The following is a 23,782-nucleotide window of genomic DNA, read 5'->3' on the forward strand; positions in this document are numbered from 1 at the left end:
CCGCGAACGCCGGAGCGTTCGCCGAGGGGGAGCCGGGGGACTGACCTGGAGGTGCTCCATGAACAGGCACTACTACATCAGCAACGACCTGGACGAGTTGGAGAACGTCGAGAGCGAGCTGAAGGCCAACGGCATCGCCGAGGAGCAGATGCACGTGCTCAGCGAGCAGGACGCGCAGCTCGACCAGCGCCACCTGCACGAAGTGCCGGAGGTGATGCGCAAGGACCTGGTGCGCGGCGGCAAGTACGGGCTGGGCATCGGCGTCGCCCTGGCGGTCCTGGTGCTGGCGCTGGGTTACTTCGGCGGCTGGAGCGAAAGCGCCGCCGGCTGGATTCCGGTGCTGTTCCTGGCGGCCGTGCTGCTGGGCTTCAGCCTGTGGGAAGGCAGCTTCTTCGGCCTGCAACGGCCCAGCGGCGACGTGCGGCGCTTCGCGCCTTCGCTGCAGGCCGGCCGGCATGTGTTCTTCGTCGACGTGCGGACCGACCAGGAGCCGCTGCTGGACATGGTCGTCGGCCACCACCCGCGCCTGGAAGTGGCCGGTTTCGGCGCGCCCATGCCGCGCTGGGTGCTGGCCTGGGAACAGGCCTGGCACCGCTTCAAACGCATGATGTAGCGACCGCGGCGGCCGGACCTGCCGCTGGATGATCGCGCCGAGGGCGGCCGCGGGGCTGCCGGGGGCAGCTGCGGCCCGGTGGAATCAGCGCAGCTCGATGCGGTCGTCGAGGATGGTGATCAGGCCCTGCTTGAACAGCCCGCCGATGGCCTTCTTGAAATTGCCCTTGCTCACGCCGAACTCGCGGCTGATCGCCTCCGGCGGGCTCTTGTCCGACAGCGCCAGGCTGCCGCCGGCCTCGCGCAGGGCGGCGAGGATGCGCTCGCCGAGGTCGTCGCGGGCGGCCTGGCCCACCGGCTGCAGGCTCAGGCTGATCTTGCCGTCGGCGCGCACTTCCTTGATGTAGCCCTTCTCGCGCATGCCGCTGCGGACGAACTTGAACAGCTCGTTCTTGTGGATGAGCCCCCAGTGCCTGCCGTCGATGATGGCCTTGAAGCCGAGGTCGGTGCGCTCCACCACCAGCAGGTCCACTTCCTGGCCCGCCTGGTAGTGCGCCGCGGTGTCGTCCAGGTAGCGGTCCAGGCGCGCAGTGGCGGTGATGCGGCGGGTGCGCTCGTCGATGTAGCAGTACACCACGCAGTAGTCGCCGACCTGCAGCGGGCGCTTCTCCTCCGAGTGCGGCAGCAGCAGGTCCTTGGGCAGGCCCCAGTCGAGGAACAGGCCAACGCGGCTGACCTCCACCACCTTCAGGCTGGCGAAGCCGCCGACCTGCACCTTAGGCTTCAGGGTGGTGGCGATGATGCGGTCTTCGCTGTCGAGGTAGATGAAGACGTTCAGCCACTCGCCCGGCTCGGTGGGCTCGTCCTTGGGGATGTAGCGCTTGGGCAGGAGGATTTCGCCGTGGGGGCCGCCGTCGAGGAACAGGCCGATCTCGGTGTGCTTGACCACCTGCAGGGAATTGAAACGGCCGATGGCTGCCATGTGCGGGACTCCGGGGAAAAGGCGCGCATTCTACACGCTCTGCACCTGGCCGAACTGCAATTCCGCCAGGCGTGCGTACAGCGGGTTGCCCGCCACCAGCTCGGCGTGAGTGCCCAGGGCCAGCAGGCGGCCCTGGTCGATCACGGCGATGCGGTCGGCATTGAGCACCGTGGCCAGGCGGTGGGCGATGACCAGGGTGGTGCGCCCGCTCATCAGTTGCGGCAGGGCCTGCTGGATCAGGTGCTCGCTCTCGGCGTCCAGCGCGCTGGTGGCTTCGTCGAGCAGCAGGATGGGCGCGTCCACCAGCAGCGCGCGGGCGATCGCCAGGCGCTGGCGCTGGCCGCCGGACAGGCCCACGCCGCCCTCGCCCAGGTGGGTGCGGTAGCCCTCGGGCAGGCGCTGGATGAAGTCGTCGGCATGGGCCGCGCGGGCCGCGGCGCGCAGCGCTTCGTCGCTGGCGTCGGGGCGGCCGTAGCGCAGGTTGTCGTCCACCGTGCCGTAGAACAGCGCCGGGTTCTGCGACACCAGGGCGAAGCAGCGGCGCAGGTCGGCGGGGTCGAGGCGGGTGATGGGCGTGCCGTCGATGCGGATCTCGCCCTGCTGCGGGTCGAAGAAGCGCAGCAGCAGGTCGAACAGGGTGGACTTGCCGGCGCCGGAGGGGCCGACCAGGGCCAGGGTCTCGCCGGGGCGCACGTCCAGGTCGATACCGTCGATGGCCCAGTGCTCCGGGCGCGATGGATAGGCGAAGCGCAGGCCACGCAACTCGATGCGCCCCTCGACGCGTTCGGGCAGGCGCAGCAGCCCTTCCTGCGGCGCGACTATCTGGTTGCGCGCGCGCAGCAGCTCGGCGATGCGCTCGGCCGCCCCGGCGGCGCGTTGCAGCTCGCCCAGCACCTCGCTGAGGGTGCCGAAGGCCATGCCGACGATCAGGCTGTAGAACACGAAGGCCGCCAGTTCGCCGGGGCTGATGCGCCCGGCGATCACGTCCATGCCGCCGACCCACAGCATCACCCCCACCGCGCCCAGCACCAGCAGGATGACCACGCTGACCAGCCAGGAACGCTGCAGGATGCGCTTGCGCGCGGTGCCGAAGGCGGCCTCCACCGTGCGGCCGAAGCGCGCGCGGTCCTGGGCCTGGTGGTTGTAGGCCTGCACCGTCTTGATCTGCCCGAGGGTCTCGCCGACGTAACTGCCGACGTCGGCCACGCGGTCCTGGCTCTGCCGCGACAGCTCGCGCACGCGGCGGCCGAACAGGAGGATGGGCGCGATCACCAGGGGCAGCGAGGCCACCACTATGCTGGTCAGCTTGGCGTTGGTGACGAACATCAGGATCACCCCGCCGGCCAGGGTCAGGGCATTGCGCAGGGCCATGGACAGCGACGAGCCGATCACCGTCTGCAGCAGCGTGGTGTCGGCGGTCAGCCGCGACTGGATTTCCAGGGCGCGGTTGCTCTCGTAGAAGCCCGGGTGCAGCTCGATCAGGTGGTCGAAGACGCGCTGGCGGATGTCGGCGACGAAGCGCTCGCCGATCCACGACACCAGGTAGAAACGCACGAAGGTGCCCAGCGCCAGGCCCAGCACCAGCAGGAAGAAAATGCCGATGGAACGGTTGAGCAGGTGCTCGGACTGGGTGACGAAACCCTGGTCCACCAGCAGGCGGATGCCCTGCCCCAGGGACAGGGTGATGGCCGCGGTGAACAGCAGCGCCAGCAGGGCGCCGAGGGCGCGCCAGCGGTAGGGGCCGAGGAAGGCCCGGGCCAGGCGCAGGGCATTGCGCTGGCGGGACGACAGCAGAGGCATGGAAGGCTCGTGGCGACCGGGAATCGACCGAGGTTAACACCCCGCCGCGGGCCCGGCGATGGCGCTGCAATGGCCCTTCGGTCGATTTTCACCCCGAAGGACGGTCATTTCCTGTACAATGGGCGGCCATTTCGCGAATGAACAGGTAATGGCAAGCATGTCCAGCAAAACCATCTCCCGCCAGAAGTCCGCCCCGAAACCCGCTGCGGCCGTGACCAGCCGCGAGGCCCTGGAAGCCCAGGTGGCCGCCTTCCTCAAGTCCGGCGGCGAGATCCAGCAAGTCGCCAAGGGCGTGACCGGCCAGCCCAACGGCGCCGCCAGCCGCCACATCAGCCTCGGCAAGAAGTAATCCCCCCGCTCCTCCCGTAGGCGCGAGCTTGCTCGCGGACCCCGCCGTTTCCGGCCCGGGCGTTCGCGAGCAAGAGCCCTGCGTACCCTCCCCCGCTTCTCCTACTTTCGCTCGACATCCTGCGATTTCTCCCGCCCGACTTGCATTCCGCCGCGCACCGCCAATGCTCTGAGGAACCCCACGAGGCTTTCCAAGGAGAGATGTCATGCTGCCATCGGCGGACCGGATACTGTCGCGCAACCTGCTGGACGTGTTGATACGCGCCGGTCTCATCCTGTTCCTGGCGGTGTTCTGCTTCCGCATTTTCCACCCCTTTCTCGACCTGATGCTCTGGGCGCTGATCCTCGCCGTCACCCTCTACCCGTTGCAGGGCATGCTGCAGCGCACCCTGGGCCAGCGGCCGGCCCTGGCGGCGACGCTGCTGGCGGTGGTCGGCCTGGCCCTGCTGCTGGTGCCGGTGGTGCTGATCGGCTTCTCCATCGCCGACTCGGTGGCGGACCTTGCGCACCGCTTCCAGGCCGGCGGCCTGCGCATCCCGACGCCGCCCGAGGCGGTGGCGGGCTGGCCGCTGGTGGGGCCCTACATCTACAACGCCTGGCAGCGGCTGGCCGAGGACTTCCTCGGCGCCGCCCAGCAGGCCGCGCCGCACCTGCAGGGCGTGGCCCGCACGGTGCTGGCCAAGGCCGCCGGCGTGGGCATGGAGCTGCTGCAGTTCCTCGGCGCCTTCCTGGTGGCCTGCGTGATCATGGCCTACGGCCCGCTGGGCGCGCGCACCGCCGAGGACATCGCGGTGCGCGTCTCCGGCCCCGAGCGCGGCCCGGAACTGTCCCGGCTGAGCACCGCGACCATCCGCGCGGTGGCCCAGGGCGTGGTCGGCGTGGCCTTCATCCAGACCCTGCTGCTGGGCCTGGGCTTCATCGTCATGGGCATCCCCGCCGCCGGCCTGCTGTCCCTCGGCGTGCTGCTGCTGGGCATCGTCCAGTTGCCGGTGGCGGTGATCTCGCTGCCGGCCATCGTCTACGTGTTCTGGAGCGGCGACTACGGCACCGTCAGCGCGGTGCTGTTCACTGTCTGGACGGTGCTGGCCGGGCTTTCCGACAACGTGCTCAAGCCGCTGATGCTCGGCCGCGGCGTCGCCGTGCCGATGCCGGTGATCCTCCTCGGCGCCCTGGGCGGGATGCTCACCGGCGGCATCATCGGCCTGTTCATCGGCCCGGTGGTGCTGGCCCTGGGCTTCCAGCTGTTCATGACCTGGGTGCGCGAGGGCGCCCGGCCGCCGGAGCCCGAGGACGTTTCGCCCTGAACCCGCGGCCCGGGAGTACAATGGCGGCCTTTCCCGCCGCCGACTCCCTGCCATGACCGAAACCACCCGCCTGTCCAAGCGCCTCGCCGAACTGCTGCCCTGCTCCCGCCGCGAGGCCGAGCTGTACATCGAGGGAGGCTGGGTCACGGTGGATGGCCAACCCGTCGACGAGCCGCATTTCCGCGTCGCCGGGCAGCGCGTCGAGCTGCTGCCCGGGGCCATCCCTGCACCGATTCCGCCGGCCACCCTGCTGCTGTACAAGCCGGCCGGCCACTCCGCCGAGCAGGCCCTGGGCCTGCTGGTGGCGGCCAATCGCTGGGAAGCCGACAGCGCCGAGCAACGTCCGCTGAGCAAGCACTTCGCCCGCCAGCAGAGCACCACGCCGCTGGACGACCAGGCCGGCGGGCTGCTGGTGTTCACCCAGAACTACGGCGTGCTGCACCGCCTGCAGGACGACGCAGCGACCATCGAGCACGAGTACCTGGTGGAAGTCGACGGCAGCCTCGACGACGCCGGCCTGGCGCGCCTGCGCCACGGCCTGCTGTACCAGGGCCGGCCGCTGCCGGCGCTGAAGGTCAGCTGGCAGAACGAGACGCGCCTGCGCTTCGCCGGCAAGGGCTTCCGCCCCGGGCAGATCGCCGACATGTGTCGCCAGGTCGGCCTGAAGGTCGTGGGCATCCGCCGCCTGCGCCTGGGCGGCGTGTCCATGGGCAAGATGGAACCGGGGCAGTGGCGCTACCTGCTGCCCAGCGAGCGCTTCTGACAGCTTCTAAAGCGGCTGGGCCAGGCCCCTGAGCACGGTCTTGAAGGTCTCTACCTGCTCGCTGCTGAAGCGCGAGAAGACCTTGGCCTGCTGTTCCTCGGCGATGCTCCACAGCGTCTCGGCCTGGTCGATGCCGGCGGCGGTCAGCGCGCAGCCGCCCTCGCCCACCTGCAGCAGGCCCTTGCGTTCGAGGTTGGCGCGGGCCTCCTCGATCTCCCGCAGCGGCATCGCCACCAGTTGCTGCAGCGCCGTGGTGTCCAGGGCGGCGTCCTTCTCCATCACCATCAGCATGCGCGCCTCGCTGGTGCGCAGGCCGCTGGCCAGTTGCCGCGGCTGGTAGTCGGCCTGGTAGCAGCGCAGCGCCTGGGTCATCAGGTAGTAGAGGTTGTGGTTCAGGCGGCCCTGGAAGGCGGTGCGCGGCACCCCGGCCTGGGCCTCGCGCAGGCGCGGGTGCGGCAGCACGCTGGAGTACACGCCCTGGTGGTAGAGCAGCGGCGCGCGGCCCAGGTCGTCGAAGGCCAGCACGCGGCCGATGAGGATCCAGTGGTCGCCGCCGTCGAGCTTCTGCTGCAGCTCGCACTGGAAGCGCGCCGCGCAGTCCGGCAGCAGCGGCGCGCCGCCGGCGCCCTGCTCGCAGGCCACGCCGGCGAACTTGTCGGCGCTGGGCCGGGCGAACTGGTTGGACAGGTCGATCTGGTCGGCGGCCAGCACGTTCACCGCGTAGTGGCTGGCCTTGTCGAACAGCGCCAGGCTGGTGGCGCGCTTGTCGATGCTCCAGAGCACCAGCGGCGGGTCGAGGGATACCGAGTTGAAGCTGTTGGCGGTCATGCCGACACGCTCGCCGTCGGCGGCCGCGGTCATTACGGTGACGCCGGTGGCGAAGTTGCCCAGGGCACGGCGGAAGGCACGCGGGTCCAGGCCCGCTTCATTGTTCTGGTTCATGGCGGTTCCTCCGCGCCGGCGCGGGGGCCGGCGGGATTGAAGAGATTCATCTGCGGTTGGCGCCCACTTGCAGGAGCGAGGGGGACGCCTAGTTCTTGCTCGCGAACGGATTCCGCAGCGGGGTCGGTTCGCGAGCAAGCTCGCTCCTACGAAGAGCGGTTCGGTGCGGCCCGCAGGATGGGTGTGGGCGTGGTGGCTCAGACCATGCTCGGATCAGGCTCCAGGCCCATCAGCTCGCGGCCGAGGATCTGCGCGCAGACGTCGTAGTCGGTGTAGGCGTGGGCGCCGGTCATGTGCGAGTCGCGGAACAGCCGCTGCATCTCGTTGCTCTCGAACCAGGCGGTGCCGCCGGCGGCCTCGAACAGGCGGTCCACGGCCTGGATGCACATCTTCACCGCGTAGGCCTGGTTGGTGCGCCAGAAGGCCAGGGTCTCGCGGCTGGGGTATTCGTGGCGCTCGCCGTGCTCGGCGTGGTCCTGCCAGGTCTTCTCGAGGAAGGCGCGGGCGGCGGCCACCTGGTGGGTGGACTCGGCCAGGCGCATCAGCGCCGGGGTGGCGGTGCCGACGCTGGCGCCGGTGTAGGCGCGCACGCGGTTGCGCGTCTTCTCCTTGAAGGCTTCCAGCATGCGCTCGGCGATGCCCAGGCCGATGGAGGCGAAGCCACTGGCGAAGTACGGGCGGTACGGGGTGTAGAAAATCTTGCTGTAGGGGTACAGGCCGAAGCCGGCGGAGCGGCCTTCCATCATGTCCTTGGCCGCCTGGATGCGGTGGTTGGGCACGAAGGCGTCCTTCACCACCAGGGTCTTGGTGCCGCTGCCCTTCATGCCGGCGGCGTACCAGTCGTCGCGGATCTCGTAGTCGCTGCGCGGCAGCACGGCGAAGCAGTACACCTGCTCACCCTCGGCGTTCTGCCGGCGGCAGCCGAGGATGGCCCATTCGGCGTGGTCGCTGCCGCTGCTCCAGCCCATCTCGCCGTTGAACAGGATGCCGCCCTCGACCTCCTGGATGCGCCCGAACGGCGCGATGCTGCTGCTGGCGGTGGCATCGGGGTTCTCGGCCCAGACCTCGTCCTGCAGTTGCTTGGAGAACATCGCCAACTGGTGGCTGTGGGTGCACAGCAGACTGAAGGCCCAGGCGGTGCTGGCGCAGGCGCCGGCCAGGGCAACCACGCAGTCGGCGAACTCGGGCAGGGAGATTTCCATGCCGCCATAGCACTTGGGCTGGAAGGCGCGGTGCATGCCGATGCCCTTGAGCAGGGCGATGTTCTCGGCGGGCGCGGTGCGCGCCTGTTCGGCCTTGGCGGCGTTGGCAGCAATGGCGGGCAGGACGGATTTCAGGTCTTCGAGCAGGGGGTTTGGCTTTTTCATCTTGGCGGCCCTTGATTGTTATTGGAGGCGCGCCGCCGTCGCGAAGTGCTTGGCGACGGGCGGCAGGGCTCTCGTGGCGAGAGTGGCAGGGCCGATTATGGGAGCCGCCCGGCGGGGCCTTGAATGCAACTTCCGCGGACTCGATTGCACTTTTCATGGGATTTAGCGGCCCCTGGAAGCGGCGAAACCGGCGCCGGGCCAGGCGCCGCGCGGCTTTCGTTAACATCTGAACGTTCTGACGGAATTTTTCCGTTATCATGGCGCCCTTCCCTCATTCGCCCTCCGCCCGAGCGAGCCGCCGATGTCCGCTTCCCGTTCCTGGCCGAACAGCCTGCGCGCGCTGCGCCACCGCAACTTCCGCCTGTACTTCGCCGGCCATGCGGTCTCAACCCTGGGCACCTGGGTCCAGCAGGTGGCGCTGGCCTGGCTGGTCTACCGGCTGACCGGCTCGGCGGCGCTGCTGGGCATCACCAGTTGCGTGGCGCTGCTGCCGCAGCTGTTCATCGGCCCCCTGGCCGGGGCCTGGATCGACCGCCACGACAAGCGCCGCCTGCTGCTCGCCAGCCAGAGCCTGATGGCCCTGCAGGCCGCGGCCCTGGCCGGGCTGACCGCCAGCGGGCTGATCACCCCGGCGCTGATCGTCGGCATGTCGGCGCTGCTCGGCGTGCTCAGCGCCTTCGACACGCCGCTGCGGCAGTCGCTGCTCAGCCGCTTCGTCGACGACCGTGCTGACCTGCCCAACGCCCTGGCGCTGAACGCCTCGCTGTTCACCTGCTCGCGCTTCGTCGGCCCGCCGCTGGCCGGGCTGCTGCTGGGGCTGACCAGCGAGAGCCTGTGCTTCGCCCTCAACGCCCTGTCCTACCTCGCGCTGGTGGCCGGCCTGCTGCGGGTGCGCCTGGCGCCGGGGGTGCGCGCCAGCGGCAGCATGGGCAGCGTGTTCCGCGAGGGCCTGGACTATGCCCTGCGTACTCCGAGCGTGCGCCGGCTGATGCTCGGCGTGTTGCTGGTCAACCTCACCGCCTCCAGCTACGCGGCGCTGCTGCCGGTCTTCGCCCGCGACGTCTTCGCCGGCGATGCGCGCACCCTCGGCTGGCTGTGGGGTGCCGCCGGCTTCGGCTCGCTGCTGTCGAGCCTGTTCCTGGCGCAGCACCAGGACCCGGCGCGGTTGCCGCGGATCATCCTGCTCTCCGCCCTGGCCAGCGCCGGCGCGCTGCTGGCGTTCGCCCTCAGCCGCGATCTGCCGCTGTCGCTGGCGGCCATGGCGGTGCTGGGTTTCGGCGTCACGGTGAACAACGTCGGCACCAACATCGTCATCCAGAGCAGCGCGCCGGAAGCGCTGCGCGGCCGCGTGGTGTCGATCTACACCGCCACCCGCTTCGGCTTCGACGCCATCGGCGGCCTGCTCGCCGGGCTGCTGGCGGCGCGCTACGGCGGGCCCTGGGCGATGGCCGCGGCCGGCGCCCTGCTGCTGGCCTACTGCGCCTGGCAGGGCCTGCGCCGCACGGCGCGGACGGAACAGCAGCCGGCCTAGCTCAGGCCGCTTCCGCCAAAGGTTGCGGAGCGTGCCGGCGGGCCAGGAGGAAGGCCAGCAGGCAGCCGATGCCGGCACCGCCGACCACCAGGCACATCGGCCAGGGGCTGCCATCGGAAAGCGCGCCGACCAGCGCGCTGCACGCCGTGCCCAGGGCGAACTGCCCGGTCACCGCCAGCCCGGCGGCGGCCCCGGCCTCGCGCGGGAACAGCGCCAGCAGGCTGGCCACGCAGTTGGCGCCGAGCAGGCCGGTGACGCTGACGTAGAGCAGCACGCCCAGCACCAGCGCCGGCAACCCGCCCCAGCCGGTGAAGCCGCAGACCAACAGCAGCAGCCCCGACAGCGCGGCCATGGCAGCGCCGCAGGCGAGCATCCGCTGCGGCCCGAGCCGTCCCACCAGGCGCGCATTGAGGCTGGTGGCCAGGATGATGCCGGCGATGTTCAGGCTGAACAGCCAGGCATAGGCCTGCGGGGACACGCCGAAATGCTCGATGTAGACGAAGGGCGAGGCGGTGATGAAGGCGAACATGCCGCCGAACGACAGGCCCATGCACAGCATGTAGCCCAGCGCCCTGGGCTGCAGGAGGATGCGCCCGTAGGCGCGGAACACCTGCGCCACCGACTGCCCGCGTTGCGCCGCCGGCAGGCTCTCGGGAATCCGCCACAGCACCGTGAGCAGGCAAAGCGCGGCGAAGGCGAAGAGCACGGCGAACACCGCGCGCCAGCCGGCGGCCTGGGCCAGCAGGCTGCCCAGCAGCGGCGCCACCAGGGTGGCGAGCATGGTCACCAGGTGCATCAGCGAAAGCACCCGCGCCGACTGCTGCAAGGGGAACAGGTCGCGCACTATGGCCCGCGCCAGCACCGAGGCCGCCGCCCCGCCGAGGGCCTGGAAGAAACGCCAGGCGATCAGCGCCGAAGCCGTGCCGGCGAACAGGCAGCCGAGGGTGGCCAGCAGGTACAGGCAGATGCCGCCCAGCAGCAGGCGCCGGCGGCCGAAGCGGTCCGACAGCGGCCCGTAGAACAGCATGCCCAGGCACAGGCCGGCGAGGAACAGGCTGATGGTCAGTTGCACCTCACTGGCGCCGGCGGCCAGGTCGCTGGCGATCAGCGGCAGGCTGGGGAGGTAGGTGTCAATGGACAGGGGCGCGAAGGCGACCAGCGCGGCCAGGGGCAGGATCAGGCGCTGGGGGTGGGCTGGGGTGGGCATGGGCGGGTCCGGGTGAGAGCGGAGTATAAAGTTAACAAGTTAACCAAAAGACCGGAAGCCACGGGTTTTCTGTCGGGGCAACGGGATGCTTTTCGTAGGAGCGAGCTTGCTCGCGAACAGCGGCGCCAGGTTCAGCAACGGAGCGGGATAGAAGTCCGTAACCCTCTCCCCAGCCCTCTCCCTGAAGGGAGAGGGGGCTTGTCCGTGCCGAGAAGATGACAGCTTCAGCTTGCAGCCACGGTGCTTGCCGGCTGACTCCAAACTACCCAAATGCACCGAACGGTCCCCTCTCCCTTCAGGGAGAGGGTTAGGGAGAGGGCGCTCTCAAACCCAGCCCCCATAGTCACCGACGAACCCCGTTCGCGAGCAAGCTCGCTCCTACGAAAAGCCAGCAGCACCCACCTACCGCCAGGCTTCTTCCTTGTCACCCGCCCTACGCTGCCGGTACTCCCCCGGCGCCATCCCGGCATTGCGGGCGAAGAAGCGGCTGAAGTAGGCCGGGTCCTTGAACCCCAGCTGGTAGCAGATCTCGTTCACCGAGCTGCCGCTGAACAGCAGCAGGCGCCGCGCCTCCTGCATCAGCCGTTCGTGGACCAGGCGCTTGGACGGCAGCCCGGCGACGCGCCGGCAGATGTCGTTCAGCCGCGCCTCGGTCACGCCGATGCGCTCGGCGTAGGCCGTCAGCGGCCAGTGCTCGGGGTAGTGCTGCTCGATCAGTTGGTTGAAGCGCTGGAACAGGCGCAGGTCCTCGCGGCGCATGGGCTGCGCCTTGAGCGAGCGGGCCGACAGGCGCAGCAGACTGACGAAGATCAACCGCACCAGGTCGGCCAGGGCCAGCTCGCGGCCGGGGCGTTCGCCGCGGAACTCCTCGCGCAGCAGCTCGAACAGGCCGTCGACCCGCGCCACCTCGCCGGCGAAGGTCTCGTCCAGCTGGTCGAAGGCCACGCACACCGGGCCGATGTCCGGCCCGGCGGCCAGGCCCTGCTCTGGCGCCAGCAGCGGCCAGAGCAGTTGCTGGCGCACGGTCAGCACGTGGCCGTCGGCGTCGTTCTCGGTGACGAAGGCATGGGGGATGGTTGGCGGGGTGAGGAAGAACAGCGGGCCCTGGCGGTGGTAGAGCTGCTCGTCGAGGTACACGCGCACCGAGCCGCTTTTGACGTAGTGCACCTGGAAGAAGCGGTCGTGGCGGTGCACCGGCATGTTGCGGCCGAAGAAGTCGGCCAGCTTGCCCAGCTCCTCGTAGTGCACCTCGGAATCGCTGTAGCGCAGGTCGTAGACCTGGCCGATGTCGATGTTGGGGATGGGTGCGCGGGCCATGGGGTTACCTGCCTGTGGGACTGTAGGGGCGAACTAGCTCCAGCGCCGGAATCGGCTCCATCATCCTCGCGAACGCGGGGATCCAGTGGCTTCCAGTGCGCGTCGCCACAGTCACTGGGTTCCCGCGTTCGCGGGAATGACGGTCAAGGTGAGGCGCTGGGGCGGGTTCGCGAGCAAGAACTAGGCGTCCCCCTCGCTCCTACAAAAAGAGCCTCAGGGCTTGATCTTCTTCAGCTCGTCGAGCAGCCCCAGCAATTGCTGCAGCTTGTCCTCGCCGAACTGTTCGAGGATACGCCGGTAGTTGTTCTCCATGTCGTCGCTCATGGCCACGAAGCACTGCTGGCCCTTTTCGCTCAGGCACACCAGCACGCGGCGCTGGTCGTGCTCGGACTTCCAGCGGCGCACCAGGCCGTCGCGCTCCATGCGCGCCAGCACGCCGGTCATGCTCGGCTTGAGGATGCAGGCCTGCTGCGCCAACTGGTAGATCTCCATCTCGCCCTGCTGGCGGAGGATGCGCACGATGCGCCATTGCTGCTCGGTCAGGTCGTGCTGGTTGAGCGAGGGGCGGAAGAAGGCCATGGCGGCCTCGCGGGCCTGCAGCAGGGTGAGGGTCAGGGACGGACGCGGCGTGGACATGTAGATGGGCTACTCGACTGAAAATAGGAAAGATTTTAACCAGCATAGCCCCTGCATAGGCAAACCCTGCGACGACCCGCGCGGCGCCCTGGCAGCGTCGGTCAAGGTCATGGCAGCGCCGGACAATCCCGGCGCCGGCGCGCCTGCTCCAATGCCTGCAGCGAAACCAGGCCCCGATGGACGAGGCTTGACCATAGTTAACATATTAACTATAACGCTAACATGTTAACGATACCTGGGTATCCACGGCCCGGGTGAAGCAGGAGAACGAAGCCATGCGTCGCGCTATCAGCGAAGCCGCAACGGGCACCCTGTTCGGCGTCGCGCTGAACTACCAGGGCCTGTTGCACAGCCGGCTGGAGGAATTCCAGCAGCCGCCCTACCAGAAGCCGCCGGTCAAGCCGGTGCTGTTCATCAAGACGCCGAACACCCGCAACGGCGACGGCCAGGCGGTGGTGTTCCCCGCTGGCGTCGAGCGCCTGCAGCCGGGCCCGGCCCTGGGCGTGGTGCTCGGCCGCGACGCCAGCCGCGTCAGCGAGGACGAGGCCATGGATTACGTGGCCGGCTACGTCATCGTCAACGAATTCAGCCTGCCGGAAGACAGCTACTACCGCCCGGCGGTCAAGGCCAAGTGCCGCGACGGCTTCTGCCCGCTGGGCAGCGAAGTGGTCGGCCGCGACGAGATCGCCGACCCGCACGCCCTGCCGCTGCGCCTGCTGGTCAACGGCGAAGTGCGCCAGCAGAACAGCACCGCCAACCTGGTGCGCAGCATTCCCAAACTGATCGCCGAGATCAGCGAGTTCATGACCCTGCACGCCGGCGACGTGCTCATCACCGGCACCCCCGAGGGCCGCGTCGACGTGCAACCGGGCGACGAGGTGGTGGTGGAGATCGAAGGTCTCGGCCGCCTGGTCAATCACGTCGTGGCGGAGGAAGCCTGAGATGAAACACGCACGCATCCGCTACCAGGGCGAAATCCACGCAGTGACCGTGGAAGCCGACAACGCCGTGCGCCTGGCCGATGGCCGCCTGCTCGGCGAGCACGAGGTGCAGTGGCTGCCGCCGGCCGAAGGGAGCATGTTCGCCCTCGGCCTGAACTACGCCGACCACGCCGCCGAACTGGCCTTCAAGGCGCCCACCGAGCCGCTGGCGTTCATCAAGTCCAAAGGCACCTACACCGGCCACAACCAGGTCACCTGGCGCCCGGACAACGTCGCCTACATGCACTACGAGTGCGAGCTGGTAGCGGTGATCGGCAAGCCGGCGCGCAACGTCAGGCGCGAGGACGCCCTCGCCTACCTGGCCGGCTACACCGTCTGCAACGACTACGCCATCCGCGACTACCTGGAGAACTACTACCGCCCCAACCTGCGGGTGAAGAACCGCGACGCCACCACCCCGGTCGGCCCGTGGATCGTCGACGCCGCCGACGTGGCCGATCCGTCGAAGCTGAAGCTGCGCACCTGGGTCAACGGCGAGCTGAAGCAGGAAGGCACCACCGCGGACATGATCTTCGACATCCCCTACCTGATCGAATACTTCTCCAGCTTCATGACCCTGCAGCCGGGCGACATGATCGCCACCGGCACGCCGGAAGGCCTGGCCGACGTGGTGCCGGGCGATGAAGTGGTGGTGGAAGTGGAAGGCGTCGGCCGCCTGGTCAACCGCATCGTCAGCGAGGCCGAGTTCTTCGCGAACCGCGCCCGTCCCTAATCGAGATAGAGAAACAAGCATGATCAAGCACTGGATCAACGGCCGCGAGGTCGAGAGCAAAGAAGTCTTCCAGACCATCAACCCGGCCACCACCGAAGTGATCGCCGAGGTCGCCAGCGGCGGCGCCGAGGAAATCGCCATGGCCGTGGCCGCGGCCAGGGAAGCCTTCCCGAAATGGGCCAACACCCCGGCCAGGGAACGCGCCAAGCTGATGCGCAAGCTGGGCGAGCTGATCGATGCGAACGTGCCCAACCTCGCCGAGCTGGAAACCCTCGACACCGGCCTGCCGATCCACCAGACGCGCAACGTGCTGATCCCCCGCGCCTCGCACAACTTCGAGTTCTTCGCCGAGGTCTGCACGCGCATGGACGGCCACAGCTACCCGGTGGACGACCAGATGCTCAACTACACCCTGTACCAGCCGGTGGGGGTGTGCGGCCTGGTCTCGCCGTGGAACGTGCCGTTCATGACCGCCACCTGGAAGACCGCGCCCTGCCTGGCCCTGGGCAACACCGCGGTGCTGAAGATGAGCGAGCTGTCGCCCCTGACCGCCAACGAGCTGGGCCGCCTGGCCCTGGAAGCCGGCATCCCGCCGGGCGTGCTCAACGTGGTGCAGGGCTACGGCGCCACCGCCGGCGACGCCCTGGTGCGCCACCCCGACGTGCGCGCCATCTCCTTCACCGGCGGCACCGCCACCGGGCGCAAGATCATGCAGACCGCCGGCCTGAAGAAGTACTCCATGGAGCTGGGCGGCAAGTCGCCAGTGCTGATCTTCGACGACGCCGACCTCGACCGCGCCCTGGACGCCGCGCTGTTCACCATCTTCTCGCTGAACGGCGAGCGCTGCACCGCCGGCAGCCGTATCTTCATCCAGGAGAGCGTGTACGAGCGCTTCGTCGAGGAGTTCGCCGCCCGCGCCAAGCGCCTGATCGTCGGCGACCCGCAGGACCCTAAGACCCAGGTCGGCTCGATGATCACCCAGCAGCACTACGACAAGGTCACCGGCTACATCCGCATCGGCATGGAAGAAGGCGCGCGCCTGGTCGCCGGCGGCCTGGAACGCCCGGCCAACCTGCCGGCGCACCTGGCCCGCGGGCAGTTCGTGCAGCCCACGGTGTTCGCCGACGTGGACAACCGCATGCGCATCGCCCAGGAAGAAATCTTCGGCCCGGTGGTCTGCCTGCTGAAGTTCAAGGACGAGGCCGAGGCCCTGCGCCTGGCCAACGACACCGAATACGGCCTGGCCTCCTACATCTGGACCCAGGACATCGGCAAGGCCCACCGCCTGGCGCGCGGCATCGAGGCCGGCATGGTATTCATCAACAGCCAGAACGTGCGCGACCTGCGCCAGCCGTTCGGCGGGGTGAAGGGCTCGGGCACCGGCCGCGAGGGCGGCGAGTACAGCTTCGAGGTCTTCGCCGAGATCAAGAACGTGTGCATTTCCATGGGCAGCCACCACATCCCCCGCTGGGGCGTGTAAAAAGGCGGCCCGATGAGAGCGGCCGCCCAGGCCGCCTGCATCGCCGGCGTGCAGCCACAATCACAAGAATCCGGGCGCCCCAGCGCAGGCGCCCCGCACCAGGAGAACCACCATGGGCAAACTCGCTCTGGCTGCCAAGATCACCCACGTTCCCTCGCTGTACCTCTCCGAACTGCCCGGCCCGCGCCAGGGTTGCCGCCAGGCGGCGATCGACGGCCACAAGGAGATCGGCCGCCGCTGCCGTGAGCTGGGGGTGGACACCATCGTGGTGTTCGACACCCACTGGCTGGTCAACGCCGGCTACCACATCAACTGCGCGCCGCACTTCCAGGGGCTGTACACCAGCAACGAGCTGCCGCACTTCATCGCCAACATGGAGTACGAGTTCCCCGGCAACCCCGAACTGGGCCGCATCCTCGCCGAGGGCTGCACCGCCATGGGCGTGGACGTGCTGGCCCACGACGCCACCACCCTCGGCCCGGAGTACGGCACCCTGGTGCCGATGCGCTACATGAACGCCGACCAGCACTTCAAGGTGGTCTCGGTCTCGGCGCTGTGCACCGTGCACTACCTCAACGACAGCGCGCGCCTGGGCTGGGCCATGCGCAAGGCGGTGGAAGAGCACTACGACGGCACCGTGGCCTTCCTCGCCAGCGGCTCGCTGACCCACCGCTTCGCCCAGAACGGCCAGGCCCCGGAATTCGCCGACAAGGTCTGGAGCCCGTTCCTGGAAACCCTCGACCACGAGGTGGTGCGGATGTGGCAGCGCGGCGACTGGCAGGCCTTCTGCGGCATGCTCCCGGAGTACGCGGCCAAGGGCCACGGCGAAGGCTTCATGCACGACACCGCCATGCTCCTCGGCGCGCTGGGCTGGTCGGACTACGACGGCAAGGCCGAGGTGGTCACGCCCTACTTCGGCTCCTCCGGCACCGGGCAGATCAACGCGGTGTTCCCGGTCACCCCGCAGGACGGTTCGGCGATCCCCGCCGCCCAGGCCTCCAACCCCGCCGGCAACCCGTCCGCCAGCCGCCTCTGAGGAGCCCGCCATGCCGCACTTCATCGCCGAGTACACGCACAACATCGAAGCCGAGGCCGACCTGCCCGGCCTGTTCGAGAAGGTCCACGCCTGCCTCGGCGCGAGCGGGGTGTTCCCGCTCGGCGGCATCCGCAGCCGCGCCGTGCGCCTGGACACCTGGCGCATGGCCGACGGCGCGCACGACTACGCCTTCGTCCACATGAGCCTGAAGGTGGGCGCCGGGCGCGACCTGGCCACCCGCAGGCAGGTCGCCGACGCGCTGTTCGAGGTGATCAAGGCGCACTTCGCCGACCTCCAGGCGCGCCGGCTGCTGGCGTTGTCCTTCGAGATGAGCGAGCTGAACGCCGAGCTCAACTACAAGCAGAACAACGTCCACGCCTTCCTCAACGGCCAGGCGGGCTGAAGCCCGCCGCGCCCCCGGCCACTCGCAGAACAAAGACAAGACCATGAGCACCGCCACCCTGCCCTCCGCCGCACAGCCCTCCGCCGACCTGCCCGCCGGCAGCGACGCCACCCACGCCCGCGTGGTCTGGCGCCTGATGCCGCTGCTGCTGATCTGCTACGTCTTCGCCCACCTGGACCGCATCAACATCGGCTTCGCCAAGCTGCAGATGAGCGCCGACCTGCACTTCAGCGACACCGTCTACGGCCTGGGCGCCGGGCTGTTCTTCGTCGCCTACGCGCTGTTCGGCGTGCCCAGCAACCTGATGCTGGAGCGCGTCGGCCCGCGCCGCTGGATCGCCTTCCTGATGGTCACCTGGGGCCTGCTGTCCACCGCCATGCTGCTGGTGCAGAGCGCGGCCGGCTTCTACAGCCTGCGCCTGCTGCTGGGCGTGGCCGAGGCCGGCTTCTTCCCCGGCATACTGGTCTACATCAACCGCTGGTTCCCGGCGCGCCGCCGCGCCGGCGTCACCGCGCTGTTCGCCATCGCCGTGCCCATGGCCGGGGTGATCGGCGGGCCGCTGTCCGGCGGCATCCTCGAGGGCTTCCACGACTTCCTCGGGCTGCGCGGCTGGCAGTGGATGTTCCTCATCGAAGGCCTGCCGGTGGTGCTGCTCGGCCTGCTGGTCTGGCGCCGCCTGCCGGAGAGCTTCGAACGCGTGGCCTGGCTCAGCGACGAGCAGAAGGCCGGCCTGCGCGCGGAGATGCAGGGCGAGGAACAGCGCAAGCAGATCACCTCCCTCGCCGGCATCTTCCGCGACCGCCAGGTCTGGCTGCTGGTGGCCATCTACTTCGCGGTGATGCTGGCGGTGAACACCCTGGCCTTCTGGATGCCCAGCCTGATCCACGGCGCAGGCATCGGCTCCGACGGCCGCGTCGGCCTGCTCAGCGCCCTGCCGTACCTCGCCGGCTGCGTGTTCATGATCGCCCTGGGGCGCTCCTCCGACCGCCGCCGCGAGCGCCGCTGGCACCTCGCCGTGCCGCTGCTGCTGGCCGCCGCCGGCCTGGCCCTGACGGGCCTGGCGCCGAGCAACGCGTGGCTGGTGCTGGCCGGGCTGGTGCTCGCCGGCATGGGCGCCAGCGCCGCGCTGCCGATGTTCTGGCAGCTGCCGCCGGCCTTCCTCGCCGACCGCGCCCAGGCCGCGGGCATCGCCCTGATCAGTTCCTTCGGCAGCATCGCCGCCTTCGCTGCGCCCTACTTCATCGGCTGGATGCGCGACACCACCCACAGCTCCAGCCTGGCCCTGTACCTGCTGGCCATCCTCATCGCCCTCGGCGCCGCCCTGGTCCTGCGTACCCCGGCCGCCGTGGTCAACCCCCGCTAAAGAGATATCGCCATGCTCGACTCCAGCCTCATCCAGGAAGCCGCCGCCCGCCTCGACGCCGCCGAGCGTTCGCGCCAGCAGGTGCGGCAGTTCTCCCTCGACTACCCGGACATCGCCATCGAGGACGCCTACGCCATCCAGCGCGCCTGGGTGGCTCAAAAGATAGCCAATGGCCGCGTGCTGAAAGGCCACAAGATCGGCCTGACCTCGCGGGCCATGCAGGTCTCGTCGAACATCACCGAGCCGGACTACGGCGCCCTGCTGGACGACATGTTCTTCGAGGAAGGCAGCGACATCCCCTTCGAGCGCTTCATCGTGCCGCGGGTGGAAGTGGAGCTGGCGTTCATCCTCGGCAAGCCGCTGAAGGGGCCGAACGTCACCCTGTTCGACGTGCTGGAGGCCACCGAGTGGGTGATCCCGGCGCTGGAGATCATCGACGCACGCATCCAGCAGGTGGACCCGCAGACGAAGGTCACCCGCAAGGTCTTCGACACCATCTCCGACAACGCCGCCAACGCCGGCGTGGTCATGGGCGGCCGCGCGGTGCGGCCGAGCGAGATCGACCTGCGCCGCGTGCCGGCGATCCTCTACCGCAACGGCGTGATCGAGGAATCCGGCGTCTCCGCCGCGGTGCTCAACCACCCGGCCAAGGGCGTGGCCTGGCTGGCCAACAAGCTGGCCCCCTACGACGTCACCCTGGAACCCGGCCAGGTGATCCTCGGCGGCTCCTTCACCCGCCCGGTGGCGGCGGCGCCCGGCGATACCTTCCACGTCGACTACGACCAGCTCGGCAGCATTTCTTGCCGGTTTGTATGAATGTGAGCTGGAAGTCAGAGCGGCTCTAGCCTCTAGCCTCTAGCCTCTAGCCTCTAGCCTCTAGCCTCTAGCCTCAGACTTCCGCCAAGGACCTCCCATGCACATCCCCCTCAATACGTTCAAACAACGCCTGCAATCCGGCGAAGCCCAGATCGGCCTCTGGCTCGGCCTGGCCGATCCCTACTGCGCCGAGCTGGCGGCCAACGCCGGCTTCGACTGGCTGCTGATCGACGGCGAGCACGCGCCCAACGACCTGCGCAGCCTGCTCGGCCAGTTGCAGGCGGTGGCGCCCTACCCGGTGCAGCCGATCATCCGCCCGGTGCTCGGCGACACGGCGCTGATCAAGCAACTGCTCGACATAGGCGCGCAGACGCTGCTGGTGCCCATGGTGGATTCCGCCGAGCAGGCCCGTGAGCTGGTGCGCGCCATGCGCTACCCGCCGTTCGGCGTGCGCGGCGTGGGCAGCGCCCTGGCCCGCGCCTCGCGCTGGAACAGCATCCCCGGCTATCTCGACGAGGCCGACGCGCAGATGTGCCTGCTGGTGCAGGTGGAGAACCTCGAAGGCCTGGCCAACCTCGACGCTATCGCTGCGGTGGACGGCGTCGACGGCGTGTTCATCGGCCCGGCCGACCTCAGCGCGGCCATGGGCCAGCGCGGCAACCCCGGGCACCCGGAAGTGCAGGCCGCCATCGAGGACGCCATCGCCCGCATCCAGCGTGCCGGCAAGGCCGCCGGCATCCTCAGCGCCGACGAGAAGCTGGCGCGGCGCTACCTGGAGCTGGGCGCCAGGTTCGTCGCCGTGGGCGTGGACACCAGCCTGCTGATGCGCTCGCTGCGCGAACTGGCCGGCAAGTTCAAGGGCGGCGCCCAGCCCCAGGCCCCGTCCGCCCCCTCGGTGTACTGAAGCCCCGCCGCCCGCCAGGCCCGCGCGGGAAGGCGCGGCTGGCGGGCGGCGCCCAGGCAAGGATTTTCTTGGCCCTTGCAAAGCCCCGCCCCCTTTCGGTCATGATCCGCCCCGCCACCTTCCCACTCGGAGTCCCCTCGATGACCGCACTCGTCCGCCAGCAGGCACACCTCACCCTGAACCTCGCCCAGCAGGCGCTGCAGGCCGCGCTCGCGCGCGCCGAGGAACTGGGCCTGCGGCTCAGCATCGCGCTGGTCGACGCCAGCGGCCTGCCGGTGCTCACCGCGCACATGGACGGCGCCGCGCAGCCGTGCCGCGAAATCGCCCTGAAGAAAGCCGGCACCGCCGCCGCCTTCGACAAACCCACCGGCGACTGGCAGGCCTACCTGGAACAGAGCGCGCCGACCGTGCGCCAGGGCCTGCCGCTGCAGACCGGGCTGGTGCTGTTCGGCGGCGGCGAGCCGCTGCGCCTGGGCGAGGTGGTCATCGGCGCGGTCGGCGTCTCCGGCGCCTCCGAGGCGCAGGACATGCTCTGCGCCCGCGCCGCCGTCGAGCGCGTGGAGCAACTGCTGGCCGGCTGAGCCGCCGCTGTCAGTCCCGGACAAGTGGCCGGGCAGCCAGGGTCAAGACAGGAATGGGCGCCGCGGCCCCTAATAGGGCCATCCGCGCGGCAGCGGCCGCGCCCTTTTCCCTCCGGTTCCAGGCTGCAGTCATGATCAACATCGAGACCCCCACCTACTACACCGCGACCAAGAAATACGACCTGTCCTTCCCCTCCCTGGAGGCGGACCTGGAGGCCGACGTCGTCGTGATCGGCGGCGGCTTCTCCGGCATCAACACCGCCCTGGAGCTGGCCGAGAAGGGCATCACCAACATCGTCGTGCTGGAGGCGCGCTACCTCGGCTTCGGCGGCACCGGGCGCAACGGCGGGCAGATCATGGCCGGCATCGGCCACGACCTGGAGAAGATCCGCAAGGACGTCGGCGAGGACGGCCTGCGGCAGATCTTCGAGATCAGCGACCTGGGCGCCGACATCATCAAGGGCCGCATCCAGAAGTACGGCATCGACGCCGACTTCTGCCACGGCTACGGCTACATGGGCTTCAACGCCCGCCAGGCGAAGACTCTGCGGGCCTGGGAGAAGGAGTTCAAGTCGCTGAACTCCACCCACGAGATCCGCTACCTGGACGGCTCCGAGGTGCGCCAGATCATCGGCTCCGACGCATACTCCAGCGCCCTGCTGCACATGGGCGGCGGCCACGTGCACTCGCTCAACCTGCTGCTCGGCGAGGCCAAGGCCCTGGCCAGCCACGGGGTGAAGATCTTCGAGTACAGCCCGGCGCTGGACGTGACCTACGGCGAGCGCATCACCGTGCGCACCGCCAAGGGCTCGGTGAAGGCCGGCAAGCTGCTCTGGGCCTGCGACAGCTTCCTCAACAAGCTGGAGCCGGAGCTGCACAAGAGCACCATCAACACCTATGCCTTCCAGATGATGACCGAGCCGCTGTCGGACGAACTCATCCAGCGCATCAGCCCGATCCGCGGCGCCTACAGCGACATCCGCCCGGTCATCGACTACTACCGCGTGACCCGCGAGAACCGCCTGCTGTTCGGCGCCGCCACGCCCTTCATCGAGCACATCCCGCGCGACCTCAAGGCCTGGAACCGGGCGCTGATGCTGAAGATCTTCCCCTACCTGGAAAACGTGAAGATCGACCTCGCCTGGGGCGGCCCCATGGCCTGCAGCCCCAACCTGTTCCCGCAGATCGGCGCCCTGCCCGGCCGCCCCAACGCCTTCTTCGTGCAGGGCTACTCCGGCTTCGGCGTCACCCCCAGCCACATCATCTGCAAGGTGCTGGCCGAGGGCATGAGCGAAGGCTCGGCGCGCTACGACCTGATCAGCTCGGTGCGACGCATCCGCGTCCACGGCAAGGACCAGTTCCGCCCGCTGCTGCTCAGCGCCGGCAAGACCTGGCACCAGGTGTCCGGCTACTGGTCCGGGCGCCGCTGAACCCGCTTTCCACTCACTTGCACAGGAGCAAGCACATGGCACTCACCCCCATCAGGCAAGGCATCACCCTCGACGAGCTGGACGCCTGGGGCACCGTGGCCGACCTCGGCTCGGAAATCCTCGAAGGCGAGGTCCGCGCCTTCGGCAAGATGACCGCCGGCGCCCCCACCGACCCGGTCAGCGCCGCCTACTTCGGCACCACCGGCGGCAAGTTCCGCATGACCTATCCCTTCAACGAGCAAGCCACGGTGGTCAGCGGCGAGGTGCGGCTGACCGACGAGGCCACCGGGCAGAGCCAGTTGTACAAGGCTGGGGATAGCTGGTTCGTGACCAAGGGCACGCAGGTGCTTTGGGAGGTGTTGGGGGAGGGGTTTGTGAAGCACTATTACGCGGTGGTTTGAGGGCTGATTCGGAAGCCTGAAGAGCCCCTCTCCCTAACCCTCTCCCTGAAGGGAGAGGGGACCGTTGGGCAGACGCTGATAGTTCGGCGTTAGCCGGCTAGTACAGTGATTACCGGCTGAAACCATTCCTTCTCTCGGCACAGACAAGCCCCCTCTCCCTTCAGGGAGAGGGCTGGGGAGAGGGAACCGCGCTAACCTGAAACACCTCCCCCCACCCCCACGCAGGACCCAGCCCATGCCCACCCCCGAACAGATCGGCCAACGCTGCCTGCACAGCTTCCACCAACTGGTCCCCGCCACCCGCGCCGCCTTCTACCGCATCGACGCCGACCTGCAGGCCTGCGACTTCCAGTTGCTCGGCATGGGCCGGCAGATGCACGCCGACTACCTCGACCACTACCACCGCCTCGACCCGCTGCGGCCCGGCGCCTGCCTGGCCACCGGCCTGCCGGTGGTGCCGCTGGCCGTGGGCATGGCGCAGCAGCCCGGCGACCAGCGCGAGCGCTACCACGGCTTCCTGCGCCGGCACGGGGTGATCGACGTGGTGGAAGTCATCGCCGCCGACCGCGGCCGCCCCCTGGCCGGGCTTTCGCTGCTGCGGCGCGTCGGCGAGGCGCCCTTCTCCAGCGACGAACTCGACCGCCTGCGAGCCCTGCAGGGGCTGCTGGAGCTGGCCGCCCAGGCGCTGCCCCGCAGCCACGACGCCCTCGCCCAGCTCACCCCGCGCGAGCGTGAGATCGCCCTGCTGCTGCGCGACGGCGCCAGCAACAAGGACCTGGCGCGCCAGCTCGGCCTGGGCCTGGCCACGGTGAAGACGCATCTTATCCACCTGTTCCGCAAGGCCGGCGTGGCCAGCCGCACCGAGCTGCTGGCGCGGCTGTTCCTGGATCAACCATCCGGTTGATG

Annotated in this window: 24 protein-coding genes; 17 read left to right on the forward strand and 7 right to left on the reverse strand. The window is 69.1% G+C overall.

The features are described 5' to 3' along the window. Positions 1–58: 58 nt before the first annotated feature. The gene (locus tag M8R19_RS05815) at positions 59–613 is read left to right on the forward strand and encodes an NAD/FAD-utilizing enzyme apparently involved in cell division (protein WP_074977005.1); all 555 of its coding nucleotides are present in this window, start codon (positions 59–61) and stop codon (positions 611–613) included. A gap of 84 nt (positions 614–697) precedes the next feature. Here M8R19_RS05815 and M8R19_RS05820 read toward each other — a convergent pair whose 3' ends face one another. Next, entirely contained in the window at positions 698–1,534 is an 837-nt protein-coding gene (locus tag M8R19_RS05820) for a CvfB family protein (protein ID WP_009621700.1), read from the reverse strand. 30 nt (positions 1,535–1,564) lie between these two features. Then, complete coding sequence (locus tag M8R19_RS05825) at positions 1,565–3,334, reverse strand: ABC transporter transmembrane domain-containing protein (RefSeq protein WP_116423623.1); 1,770 nt, start codon at positions 3,332–3,334, stop codon at positions 1,565–1,567. 157 nt (positions 3,335–3,491) lie between these two features. On the opposite strand from M8R19_RS05825, the gene M8R19_RS05830 reads away from it, so the two are divergent. From M8R19_RS05830 to M8R19_RS05840, 3 genes are all read left to right on the forward strand, one after another. Next, the gene (locus M8R19_RS05830; RefSeq protein WP_009621696.1) at positions 3,492–3,683 is read left to right on the forward strand and encodes a PFL_1563 family small protein; all 192 of its coding nucleotides are present in this window, start codon (positions 3,492–3,494) and stop codon (positions 3,681–3,683) included. 205 nt (positions 3,684–3,888) lie between these two features. After that, a complete protein-coding gene (locus M8R19_RS05835; RefSeq protein ID WP_249917289.1) occupies positions 3,889–4,986 on the forward strand; it encodes an AI-2E family transporter in 1,098 nt (365 codons plus the stop codon). A 52-nt stretch (positions 4,987–5,038) separates the two neighbouring features. Further along, the gene (locus M8R19_RS05840; RefSeq protein ID WP_249917290.1) at positions 5,039–5,749 is read left to right on the forward strand and encodes an rRNA pseudouridine synthase; all 711 of its coding nucleotides are present in this window, start codon (positions 5,039–5,041) and stop codon (positions 5,747–5,749) included. Positions 5,750–5,755: 6 nt separating this feature from the next. On the opposite strand, the gene M8R19_RS05845 is transcribed toward M8R19_RS05840, so the two are convergent. Together M8R19_RS05845 and M8R19_RS05850 are read right to left on the reverse strand one after the other, a co-directional pair. After that, positions 5,756–6,691, reverse strand: a complete 936-nt coding sequence (locus M8R19_RS05845; RefSeq protein ID WP_249917291.1) for a p-hydroxyphenylacetate 3-hydroxylase reductase component — start codon at positions 6,689–6,691, stop codon at positions 5,756–5,758. 197 nt (positions 6,692–6,888) lie between these two features. Continuing rightward, positions 6,889–8,058, reverse strand: coding sequence for a p-hydroxyphenylacetate 3-hydroxylase oxygenase component (locus tag M8R19_RS05850; protein ID WP_109934845.1), 1,170 nt, complete (start codon positions 8,056–8,058; stop codon positions 6,889–6,891). A gap of 301 nt (positions 8,059–8,359) precedes the next feature. Here M8R19_RS05850 and M8R19_RS05855 point away from each other — a divergent pair, with 301 nt between their 5' ends. Further along, complete coding sequence (locus M8R19_RS05855) at positions 8,360–9,589, forward strand: MFS transporter (protein WP_074977015.1); 1,230 nt, start codon at positions 8,360–8,362, stop codon at positions 9,587–9,589. A 1-nt stretch (position 9,590) separates the two neighbouring features. Here the strand turns inward: M8R19_RS05855 and M8R19_RS05860 are convergent, their stop codons facing one another. The 3 genes from M8R19_RS05860 to hpaR all read right to left on the reverse strand — a co-directional run bounded on the left by M8R19_RS05860 (position 9,591) and on the right by hpaR (position 12,749). After that, entirely contained in the window at positions 9,591–10,796 is a 1,206-nt protein-coding gene (locus M8R19_RS05860) for a Bcr/CflA family multidrug efflux MFS transporter (protein WP_249917292.1), read from the reverse strand. A gap of 402 nt (positions 10,797–11,198) precedes the next feature. Further along, complete coding sequence (gene hpaA / locus M8R19_RS05865; RefSeq protein WP_009621686.1) at positions 11,199–12,113, reverse strand: 4-hydroxyphenylacetate catabolism regulatory protein HpaA; 915 nt, start codon at positions 12,111–12,113, stop codon at positions 11,199–11,201. Positions 12,114–12,326: 213 nt separating this feature from the next. After that, positions 12,327–12,749, reverse strand: coding sequence for a homoprotocatechuate degradation operon regulator HpaR (gene hpaR / locus M8R19_RS05870; RefSeq protein ID WP_009621684.1), 423 nt, complete (start codon positions 12,747–12,749; stop codon positions 12,327–12,329). Between the two features lie 275 nt (positions 12,750–13,024). Here hpaR and M8R19_RS05875 point away from each other — a divergent pair, with 275 nt between their 5' ends. The 12 genes from M8R19_RS05875 to M8R19_RS05930 all read left to right on the forward strand — a co-directional run bounded on the left by M8R19_RS05875 (position 13,025) and on the right by M8R19_RS05930 (position 23,780). Beyond that, on the forward strand, positions 13,025–13,690 hold the full coding sequence (locus M8R19_RS05875; protein WP_069863974.1) for a fumarylacetoacetate hydrolase family protein: 666 nt from the start codon (positions 13,025–13,027) through the stop codon (positions 13,688–13,690). 1 nt (position 13,691) lies between these two features. Continuing rightward, positions 13,692–14,462, forward strand: coding sequence for a fumarylacetoacetate hydrolase family protein (locus M8R19_RS05880; protein WP_009621680.1), 771 nt, complete (start codon positions 13,692–13,694; stop codon positions 14,460–14,462). Positions 14,463–14,481: 19 nt separating this feature from the next. Next, a complete protein-coding gene (gene hpaE / locus M8R19_RS05885) occupies positions 14,482–15,942 on the forward strand; it encodes a 5-carboxymethyl-2-hydroxymuconate semialdehyde dehydrogenase (RefSeq protein WP_249917293.1) in 1,461 nt (486 codons plus the stop codon). 112 nt (positions 15,943–16,054) lie between these two features. After that, the gene (hpaD, locus tag M8R19_RS05890) at positions 16,055–16,978 is read left to right on the forward strand and encodes a 3,4-dihydroxyphenylacetate 2,3-dioxygenase (protein ID WP_074977025.1); all 924 of its coding nucleotides are present in this window, start codon (positions 16,055–16,057) and stop codon (positions 16,976–16,978) included. Positions 16,979–16,988: 10 nt separating this feature from the next. Then, a complete protein-coding gene (locus M8R19_RS05895) occupies positions 16,989–17,381 on the forward strand; it encodes a 5-carboxymethyl-2-hydroxymuconate Delta-isomerase (protein ID WP_043270789.1) in 393 nt (130 codons plus the stop codon). A 43-nt stretch (positions 17,382–17,424) separates the two neighbouring features. Beyond that, on the forward strand, positions 17,425–18,744 hold the full coding sequence (locus tag M8R19_RS05900) for an MFS transporter (protein ID WP_249917294.1): 1,320 nt from the start codon (positions 17,425–17,427) through the stop codon (positions 18,742–18,744). Between the two features lie 12 nt (positions 18,745–18,756). Beyond that, positions 18,757–19,560 (forward strand): 2-oxo-hept-4-ene-1,7-dioate hydratase, encoded by an 804-nt coding sequence (hpaH, locus tag M8R19_RS05905; RefSeq protein WP_249917295.1) that lies wholly within the window; start codon positions 18,757–18,759, stop codon positions 19,558–19,560. A 97-nt stretch (positions 19,561–19,657) separates the two neighbouring features. After that, positions 19,658–20,464 (forward strand): 4-hydroxy-2-oxoheptanedioate aldolase, encoded by an 807-nt coding sequence (gene hpaI, locus M8R19_RS05910; RefSeq protein WP_249917296.1) that lies wholly within the window; start codon positions 19,658–19,660, stop codon positions 20,462–20,464. A gap of 140 nt (positions 20,465–20,604) precedes the next feature. Continuing rightward, the gene (locus M8R19_RS05915; protein ID WP_043314767.1) at positions 20,605–21,045 is read left to right on the forward strand and encodes a GlcG/HbpS family heme-binding protein; all 441 of its coding nucleotides are present in this window, start codon (positions 20,605–20,607) and stop codon (positions 21,043–21,045) included. 131 nt (positions 21,046–21,176) lie between these two features. Further along, entirely contained in the window at positions 21,177–22,475 is a 1,299-nt protein-coding gene (locus M8R19_RS05920) for an NAD(P)/FAD-dependent oxidoreductase (protein WP_043270797.1), read from the forward strand. Positions 22,476–22,510: 35 nt separating this feature from the next. Continuing rightward, positions 22,511–22,876, forward strand: coding sequence for a cupin domain-containing protein (locus M8R19_RS05925; RefSeq protein ID WP_249917297.1), 366 nt, complete (start codon positions 22,511–22,513; stop codon positions 22,874–22,876). Positions 22,877–23,111: 235 nt separating this feature from the next. Beyond that, complete coding sequence (locus tag M8R19_RS05930; protein ID WP_116423612.1) at positions 23,112–23,780, forward strand: helix-turn-helix transcriptional regulator; 669 nt, start codon at positions 23,112–23,114, stop codon at positions 23,778–23,780. Positions 23,781–23,782 lie beyond the last annotated feature (2 nt).

It is taken from the genome of Pseudomonas sp. R3.Fl (assembly GCF_023516765.1).
Taxonomy (GTDB): Bacteria; Pseudomonadota; Gammaproteobacteria; order Pseudomonadales; family Pseudomonadaceae; genus Pseudomonas; species Pseudomonas citronellolis.